Genomic DNA, 9,665 nt, shown 5'->3' with positions numbered 1-9,665 from the left:
ATTGTTTCTTTGAAAACAAACCGGATGCATTGCAAGGATACTATATTGAGGACTCAAAACAACTGGCCTTATTCTAAACTTATCCCGAACTCAGGTATAAACTACAGGAGTTAACGGGTCCATCATCAGGGCGTTGGAGATTACTCCTCGTGATTCATCATTCTGGCTGATAGAAGAACGGATGGAACGGTTGAATTGGAGATTGCTGCTGATTTTCAACCATTTCTTTGCTTGAACACTACCGTTAAACATACCTGAGTACCGTTTGTAGTTATCTTGATCTCCCACAACGATACCTTCCTGGTTCAGATAGGAGAGAGAGGCCAGGTAGGTCATTTTATCATTACCTCCAGAAATAGACAGGTTGTGTTTCATCATGGGAGCATTTTCGAATGTTTCATCTATCCAGTTGGTATTGATTCCGTTGTCGGTAACCTCTGAACTGATGAGCTGTGCTTCTTGCATATAATCCAGATATTGTCTTCCGTTCATCATTTTGGAGGTCTTTCCTAAGCTCTGGATTGTATACTGGAAGTTGTAATCTATTTGGGTACGTCCTGATTTTCCACTTTTTGTAGTGATCAGGATAACGCCATTACCTCCTTCTGCACCGTATATGGCAGCAGATGCTCCGTCTTTTAGAACTTCCATGCTGGCTATGTTGTTGGGCTCCAGTGTACTGATATCGGTGGTACGTAAACCGTCTACAATAAATAGTGGTTCGGAATTACCGTTGGAGCTGTAACCGCGGACACGGATTTTCATAGATTCACCCGGGGCTCCTGAAGAAGATAATACCTGTACACCTGAAGTTTTACCTTGCAAGGCTTGTTCCGGACGTGTATTTGTGCTTCTTAAAATGTCGTCTGTTTTTACTGAAGAAATAGCTCCTGTTACAACACTCTTTTTTTGAACGCTGTAACCTACTACGATGACTTCATCAAGTGATTGGTTGTCTTCTGCTAATTTGATGTTCATGGTAGGAGCTGCTGTTTTTTCTTGTGTTATGTAACCGATATAAGAAAAAACAAGAATCGAATTTTCGGGAACAGTCAGTGTGAAATTTCCCTCTAAGTCGCTAATGGTACCATTGGTCGTACCTTTTTGAAGAATAGATGCACCAATGACAGGTGCGTTTAGATTATCCACTATAGTTCCTTTTACGTGAACTTGTGCATGTAGGGTTACCCACAAAGATGATAACAAGGCCCAAAGGAATAGCCTTTTCAGTAATAAATTAAAGTTTTTCATAAAAATAGTTTTAAAGGTTTTATCAATTGCGGATAAACAAAATTAATAAGCTTATACGTTTATTGTATTCGCTGGTAAATGCTATAGTAAGTTGTTTAGTAACCTTTAAAATCTATTTGTTATTGAAAATTAATGTTTTATGTTTTAAATATGGTAAAAATACATAGTAGGTTTATATGATATTGGTTTCTTTTTGTGCAGAAAATTCAAACAAAATCTTACCTAATTGGCGGACTCTGTCCGGAAAGTTTTCGTTCGATTCAATAGCCCGGCTTCTCATTTTCAGTCGGGCATTGTACACCGTTTGAGGGGAGAGGTGCAAAAATTCTGCTATTTTGGTGCTGCTGGTTATACCCAGTTTGACCAGTGCGTAAATACGGAGATCGGTATTCATCAGCTCACCTTTTTTGAGTGAGATTCTTTCTTCTGGTTTTAACAATTGGTTGAAATCATTGATAAAGTTAGGATAAATCTTTAAAAAAGTAATATCGAACTTATGATATAAATCTTGTATCTCATGAGTGATTGATTCGTCTGTGGGATCATTCTGTCTCATCAGTTCTTCATACTGCTTGGTTTGTAGTTTTCGGTATGTTGCCTTACGGATGTCTTGAATTTTGGTTATGTAACTGGAGCAAATGGTAAATAGCGTACCTATGTATGTTTCTTTGATATAATTTGCTTCTAACATCTGTTCTGTAATAATCCCCATTTTCTTGTTCGCTTTTTGTAAGTCCTGATTACTGATAGCTAAAGTATCGTAAAGATGCTTCATTTGTTCTACATTTTTATCCAGTTCTTCATTCTTTTTTTGCAGTTCTCTTTTTGAATGAGTTTGTTTTCGGAGAAGGATATAGATGTAAGCACTGCTGATACATAAAATAATGAAAAAGCAGACAAGGGCAATGGTGTATTTTTGATTGGCTTGTTCTTTAGCTTTCGATAACTGTTGCATTTTATCTACCGTGTTTTGTAAAGCAATCATGAAGTTGTTTGTTCTTGTCCGGCTGGGATATTCTTCCTGACTGTCTACAACATAGTGAATGTAGTTATAAGCATATGCGAATTTGTTTAGTTTATAGGCTTCTTGTGTTAATAGCATGATTGAAGGGCTGTCACGGTTTACATTCTTTATGTCGGTGATAGCTGATAGGGCTAAATATTTGATGCATTCTTTAGAGTGTGTCTTTATTAGGAGGTAACTTAGCGCAAAGGTAAAGTGGGGGTACCACGGGTCAGAATCGTTTAATTGGGCAATCTTCTTTCTGAGCATTGAAATTGTTTGTGGTATGAGTTCGTTGTTAGACCTGAGTTTGTAGAAATTGGCCCAAATATGATAGGGACTGTCTGGTAAGGAGTCGAGTGCCAATATAGAATCACAGTTCTGAGAGATTTTGTTTTCACAATTATTGTTGTAGAGTTCTTCCTGATGGGACAGATTGTATATCTTTTGTGTATAATATTTTAATTTGGTCGATCTGTCCATGGGGTAACACCCCGCTTGTTGCAAGCATGTGTCTGCTGCATTCAGCATGCCGGTTGCTGCATAAATGTACGATTTTTCGATGAGGGATTCTTGCAGCCAGTCTGTCCGTCGCATTTTATGTGCAAGTTCGATGTTCTTGTTTAAATAGACTAAAGCGGAATCACTGATATAGGTCTTGTAGGCCTCGTATAGCAGGCGGTTGATTGGGTAAATGTCTTCGGGATATTGTCCATGCTTGAGTTTAGCCTTAAAATTCAGGATCTCGTTGTCTAAATTCTTTTTAAAGCTGTCTTTGTATTTCAGAATAGAATCAACTTTATAGAAATAATAGTCCATATTTTCTGTTTGTGCATTTGAAGGCAAGTAGCACAACGAGAGTATATATAGAGATAATAATAGTTTTTTCATTATATTAGTGTGTTGGTCTGTGCAAAGATACAATTACACCGAGAATCTCTAATCAAAATTTCTATGGAAATTAAGGCAATTATTTTAAAAATGGAACTCTTATTATGTTTTTAGCTGATAGATTTTTAAATGTTGGGGCTTATATCTTCAGATATGGAGTAATATTAACGGATTTATCTGATTTTTGTATAATACCTTAAAGAGATGTTTCTGGATGTGTAACATTGGATAAAAGAAAATTGTAATTTTGAAAAACAAAAGATAGATAGAGTAATTCTCTAAAATGAAATAATACTTATGAAAACATTATTAAGTTTTGCGGCAGGGTGCTTGATTTCACTTTCCGCATGGGCTCAGGAAACTGTAGCGGTAAATACTGGAGATATCGTTTCTCCGGAGGTAAAGAATCAGACAGTCACTTTTAAGTTGCTGGCTCCAAATGCAAAGGAAGTGCTGGTGGAAGCTGATTTTTTCGAAAAGGTCAAACGGCAGACTTCGTTTGGCATGATGGAGGCTTCCGGGCAGATTCCGATGGTGAAAGGAGAAGACGGAGTTTGGACCTATACTACCTCGATACCGTCGCCGGAACTCCATACGTACTGTTTTTATGTGGATGGAGTACGTATGCTCGATCCAAGTAATGTATATATGATTCGTGACATTGCAACCTATACCAATTATTTTCTGGTCGACGGAGAGCTGTCGCAGAATTATCTGGTGCGTGAAGTTCCTCACGGAACCGTTTCGAAGGTGTGGTATCCCAGTCCTACCTTGGGCATGGAGCGCCGCCGTATGACGGTCTATACACCTGCCGGCTATGAAGACGGCAATAAGCAATATCCGGTATTGTATCTGCTGCATGGTGCCGGAGGCGATGAAAATGCGTGGAGCGAACTGGGACGGGCTGTCCAGATACTCGATAATCTGATTGCACAGGGAAAGGCTGAACCCATGATTGTGGTCATGCCGAATGGTAACGGAGCTCAGGAAGCTGTGCCGGGTGAATATCCCAATAGCATGTATAAGCCGTCTTTCTCCAATCCCAAGACGATGGAGGGTTCTTTCGAAAAAGCTTTCCCCGATATTATGAGCTATGTGGAAACTCATTATCGTACAATTAACGACAAGGCTCACCGGGCAATTGCCGGATTGTCGATGGGAGGATTCCATTCGCTTTATATCTCTGCCAACTATCCCGATCTGTTTGGTTATGTAGGCCTGTTCTCGGCTGCCATCAACCGTCAGGCGAAGGGAGAGAATACGTATATCTACGAAAATCTGGAAGAGAAACTTGCCAAGCAGTTTTCCGATGCTCCGAAGCTGTATTTCATCGGCATAGGAAACGGTGACTTCCTGTTCCAGGATAATGTGAAGTATCGGGAGCTGCTCGATAGTCACGGCTATAAATATGAATATATGGAAACCGACGGCGGACACGAGTGGCGTAACTGGCGCAAATACTTGAATCATCTGTTGCCTGAACTTTTTAAATAAATAACGAATACTATGAAAAAAATGCGGAATCGCATGACTTATGCCGTTCTTTCGGCAGGAGTGATTGCTTTGGCTTTGTCCGGCTGTTCCAGTGCACAGAAGTGGCAGGAAGAGCCTAAGGGTATTTACACACTGGTAAAACAAGAGGGGGGAGCTACATTGGGATATGCTCTTCAGTCGGGGGTAAAGCTGATAGAAGCTAACGGCTATGCGTTTAAGGACCTGAACCGTAACGGTAAGCTGGATAAGTACGAGGACTGGAGATTGGGCTTTGAGGAGCGGGCACGCGACCTGGCTGCTCAGTTGTCGGATGAGGAAATTGCCGGTCTGATGCTGTATAGTGCCCATCAGCAGATACCGAGCCTTCAAGATGGGTACGGGCCTTCTACCTACAACGGAAAGCCTTTTGCCGAGAGCGGGGCGAAGGCTTCCGATCTGAGTGATGCGCAGAAGAAATTTCTGAAAGATGATAATCTGCGTGCGGTGCTGATAACCAAGGTGGAAAGTCCGGCCGTTGCTGCCGAGTGGAGCAACAATGTACAGGCGTATGTGGAAGGTCTGGGACACGGCATACCGGCCAACAACAGTTCGGACCCGCGACATGAAACGACTGCAACTGCCGAATATAACTATGGGTCTGGAGGAGAAATCTCACAATGGCCTACTTCACTGGGACTGGCGGCTACCTTTAGTCCGGAACTGGTAAAGAACTTTGGTAAAATAGCGGCGAAGGAATATCGTGCGCTGGGTATTACCACGGCGCTTTCTCCACAGGTCGATCTGGCTTCCGAGCCACGCTGGATGCGCTTCACGGGGACCTTTGGCGGCGATCCGAAGCTGACAACCGATTTGGGAAGGGCTTACATCGATGGTTTCCAGACTTCCGAAGAGGAAGCTGAGATTGCCGATGGATGGGGCTATGAAAGTGTGGTAACCATGGTGAAACACTGGCCGAGTGGAGGTCCGGAAGAGGGAGGACGCGATGCGCATTATAACTTTGGCAAGTATAGTGTTTATCCGGGAAATAACCTGAAAACACATCTTCTTCCTTTTACGGAAGGTGCTTTCAAACTCGACGGACCGACTCATTGTGCGGGAGCAGTCATGCCGTATTATACCATTTCGTATGGCATCGATCCGTCGGGCAATAATGTGGGCAATAACTTCAGCAAGTATATCATTACCGATTTGTTGCGCGACAAGTATGGGTACGACGGCATTGTCTGTACCGACTGGGGAGTGACAAATGATAATAAGTCGGTTGGCGGTTTCGGCGGTATGTGCTGGGGAGTGGAAACGCTGTCTGTAGTCGACCGTCATTACCTGATTCTGAAAGCGGGTGTCGATCAGTTTGGTGGAAATAACGATAAGGGACCTGTGCTGGAAGCTTTTCAGAAAGGAGTAGAAGAGTTTGGTAAGGAAGCGTGGGAAAAACGTATCCGCGAGTCAGCCCGCCGGTTGCTGATGCCGATGTTCCGTACCGGCCTGTTCGAAAATCCTTATCTGGATGTCGAGAAGACGAAAGAAATAGTAGGCAACAAAGACTTTATGTGTCAGGGGTATGAAGCTCAGGTAAAGTCGCTGGTCATGCTGAAGAACAAGCAGCATGTATTGCCTGTCAAGGATGCGAAGAAAAAGGTGTACGTTCCGAAGCGTCATTTTCCTTCGTATGTTGAGTTCTTCGGAAATGTCACAAAGGATTATTACGATTATCCGATCAATCTCGACTTGGTGAGAAAGTATTATCAGGTGGTCGATACGCCCGAAGAGGCTGATTTTGCGCTTGTCTTTATTTTGGGCCCGATTACCGGAACGGGATACGATGTGAACGATTGCAAGAAGGGAGGCAATGGATATGTGCCTATCAGTTTGCAATACAATGACTATACTGCGACGGAGGCAAGGGCTGTCAGCATTGCCGGAGGTGATGTGAAAGAATCTTTTACCAACCGCAGTTATAAGGGTAAGACGGTGAAGACGGCCAACAAAGATGATTTGTTACTGGTACTGAACACGCGGAAACAGATGCACGACAAGCCGGTCATCGTGGCGCTGACAGCTACTCGTCCGATGGTGATGGGAGAATTTGAAAAGGCTGCCGATGCCATCATTATGAGTTTTGGAACAAGCAACGAGGCGTTTCTCGATATCGTGAGCGGTAAGGCCGAACCTTCTGGCTTGCTGCCTTGTCAGCTTCCGATAAACATGGAAACGGTGGAAAAACAGAAAGAAGATGTTCCGCGCGATATGATTCCTTACGTCGATTCTGAAGGTCATGCCTACGATTTTGCGTTCGGTATGAACTGGAAGGGTGTAATCAACGACGAACGTGTACAGAAGTATAAATAAATAAGGAGTGTCCTGCTGCCGGGATAGCACAGGACGGTGAATCTCTGACAGGTGAAGGCCTGAACACAAAAAAAATCTCCTGCTTTCCGCTTTATCCATCAGGATAAGCTAAAGCAGGAGATTTTTTGTTATAACTTATGGATTACAAGTTGTCCCGTTAGGCGCTTAGTTGATAGCAATTTCATCGAGGAACAGGTAAGTCTGTTTGCCTGCGCCCGGATGCCACTTCGGAAGTACCGGAGTATTCTTTCCGATGATGTGTACATAGCGTGCCTTCGTCTTGTCGAAGCTGATAGTATCACGTTTCAGTACATTATTCTTACTGCCTTCCTCCAGTGTAGGGATAGCCTTCGAAGCAATCTTGGTGTAAGCCTTTCCGTCTTCAGAACCATAAACTTCCAGTCCGGTCAGACCGAAGATATAGTCACCCGGAACCAGATAAGTACCGAGCGCAACAGAAGAGATTTCTTTCGGTTCCTGCAAGTCGATGGTCGCATCGAAGTCCTGACCGTAAATACCGATGTAACGTCCCGAACGGTAGTTGTCATCTCCCGTCATACCGTCTACCAGCAGGTTTGCTCCCTTGTAAGTGAACTTTTCATCCGGTTCACATTTCAGGGTAATCGGATGCATGGTAGCCAGGTTGTATGTCAGCGTTTCTTCGGTTACGTTGCTTTCGCGGCCGTTGCGGATAGCCTTCGCCTTGATGGTCGTAGTCTTGTTCACCGTAAACGGCTGAGTATACTGTTGCGATGCAGCCGATGGTTCCGAACCGTCCAGCGTGTAGTAAACCGGTGCGTTGTCGAACGTATTCAGCTTGATTACGGCAGTTCCGCCTTCACCTTTAGGCTCAACGTCTATCGTAACATCTTCTATATCCTTTTTGTAATTGCATCCGTACAGCTCATACAAGTCCAGTTGGTGGCGGAGGCGTTTCAGGAATCCGTTCAAGTCCTTCTTTGCCGGATTGCTCCACTGCAACTCACTCAGTGCTGCGATACGCGGCATCATCTGCCATTCCATCTTCAGGCTGTCTTTTGTCCATTCGGTCCAGATACATCCCTGTACCCCGATAATGTTTTTCTTCTCTTCCGGAGTCAGCTTGTCAGACTGCGGTTCAAAGTTGTATACACGTTCTACGCTGCTCACTCCCTTCAGACGGTTGTAACCCGGATTGCTGAAGTACAAGTGACTGATGGGGCAGACGATGGTAGGATGTCCCAGTTGTGCAGCCTTGATGGAAGCCTTTATGCCCGTCCAAGCCATGACGGTTGTTGTTTCCGGATTCGGGTTGCCTTCCAGAATTTCGTCCCATGCCAGCATCTTCTTGCCTCGTTTGGCGATTTCCTTTTCCACTTCGTTCATGAAGTACACCTGAAGCTGGTTCTCCTTGCTGTGCTCCTTCGTGTCACGCAGTCCCAGTTCCTTGATCTTAGCCTGACACTTCGGACACTTCTTCCATTCTGCTTTCGGACATTCATCGCCTCCGATATGAATATAAGGAGCATCCGGGAAGATGTCCATCAGTTCGTTTACCACGTCCTTGGCAAACTGCAGTGTCTTGGGATTACCGCCGCACAGCACTTCCTTGAACACACCGAATTTGGTAGCTGTTTCATACGGCCCACCCGTACATCCCAGTTCCGGATACGAAGCCAGCGCAGCCAGCATGTGTCCCGGCATGTCTATTTCAGGAATGACTGTGATGAAACGTTCGGCTGCATAAGCTACGATTTCCTTGGCGTCCTCCTGTGTATAGTAACCGCTTACCGGTGTGCCGTCGAATTTACCCGAGCCCGGTGCTGTAATTGTTTCCTTGCGGTAAGAACCTATTTCTGTCAGTTTGGGATATTTCTTGATTTCGATACGCCAGCCCTGATCCTCGGTCAGATGCCAGTGGAAGTAATTGATGTTGTGCAGTGCCATGACGTCAATCAGTTTCTTCAGATATTCCTTCGGGAAGAAATGACGGCCTACATCGATCATGAATCCACGGTAGTTATACTGCGGGAAGTCTTTCACCTCTCCGGCAGGCAGCGAAGCCAGTGCTTTACCTTCTGTAATGGGCAGTGCCTTGTGGATGGTCTGGCAGCCGTAGAACACACCAGCTTCCGTAGCTCCCGTTACTGTAACGGCATCGGCTGTGATATGCAGGTCGTATCCCTCTTTGTGGGTGATAGACGGATCGACTTTCAGGATAATGCAGTTTTTGCCTGCTTCTGTACCTGTCTTGACTTTCGTACCCGTTACCTCCTGAATATAGTCAGCCAGAAGACGGGCAGTACTTGCCAGCTTTTCATTTCCCTCCTCGTAGACGATGGTTGTAGAAGAATTGATCACAAAAGGTTTTGCTGTTGTGTCTTCCATTATTTCCTGTGGTAATGGGATGACATTCAGGTTTCCCAGCTTGGTTTCCTGTGGCGCGCAGGCCATTAATCCTCCTGCCATAAGAAGGCAAATCGTCCATCTTTTTACTGGATTCTTTTTCATAGTAAATCTGTTCTATTTTTAATTCATTCTACAAAAATAATAAATAAATCTTACATTCTCGGTATTTATTCCTATATTTGCGCAATTTTTTTAAAAACTGGAGTTAATTATTAAATATTTTATGAATCTATTCTTTTTAAGTAAGGACTTCGTGAAGCAGGTGTCGCTTTTGGGAGTCGCTGCATGG

Annotated in this window: 5 protein-coding genes; 2 read left to right on the top strand and 3 right to left on the bottom strand. The window is 44.0% G+C overall.

What is annotated here, in order from left to right:
* Positions 1 to 90: 90 nt before the first annotated feature.
* The gene (locus ACZM60_RS08100) at positions 91 to 1,251 is read right to left on the bottom strand and encodes a SusC/RagA family TonB-linked outer membrane protein (RefSeq protein WP_489521245.1); all 1,161 of its coding nucleotides are present in this window, start codon (positions 1,249 to 1,251) and stop codon (positions 91 to 93) included.
* Between the two features lie 172 nt (positions 1,252 to 1,423).
* Positions 1,424 to 3,145 carry a DUF6377 domain-containing protein gene (locus ACZM60_RS08095; protein WP_489521244.1) on the bottom strand — a complete coding sequence of 574 codons (1,722 nt, stop codon included), beginning with the start codon at positions 3,143 to 3,145 and terminating at the stop codon, positions 1,424 to 1,426.
* A 297-nt stretch (positions 3,146 to 3,442) separates the two neighbouring features.
* Between ACZM60_RS08095 and ACZM60_RS08090 the strand changes: the two genes are divergently transcribed.
* Positions 3,443 to 4,639: an esterase gene (locus ACZM60_RS08090; protein ID WP_489521243.1), complete on the top strand. Its 1,197-nt coding sequence runs from the start codon at positions 3,443 to 3,445 to the stop codon at positions 4,637 to 4,639.
* Between the two features lie 33 nt (positions 4,640 to 4,672).
* Positions 4,673 to 6,988 (top strand): glycoside hydrolase family 3 protein, encoded by a 2,316-nt coding sequence (locus tag ACZM60_RS08085; RefSeq protein WP_489521246.1) that lies wholly within the window; start codon positions 4,673 to 4,675, stop codon positions 6,986 to 6,988.
* 165 nt (positions 6,989 to 7,153) lie between these two features.
* Here the strand turns inward: ACZM60_RS08085 and ACZM60_RS08080 are convergent, their stop codons facing one another.
* Complete coding sequence (locus ACZM60_RS08080; RefSeq protein ID WP_489521242.1) at positions 7,154 to 9,478, bottom strand: glycoside hydrolase family 20 protein; 2,325 nt, start codon at positions 9,476 to 9,478, stop codon at positions 7,154 to 7,156.
* Positions 9,479 to 9,665 lie beyond the last annotated feature (187 nt).

Source organism: Phocaeicola sp. (assembly GCF_057861905.1).
The sequence above is the reverse complement of the archived record's forward strand: the minus strand, read 5'-3'. Positions and strand labels throughout refer to the sequence as shown.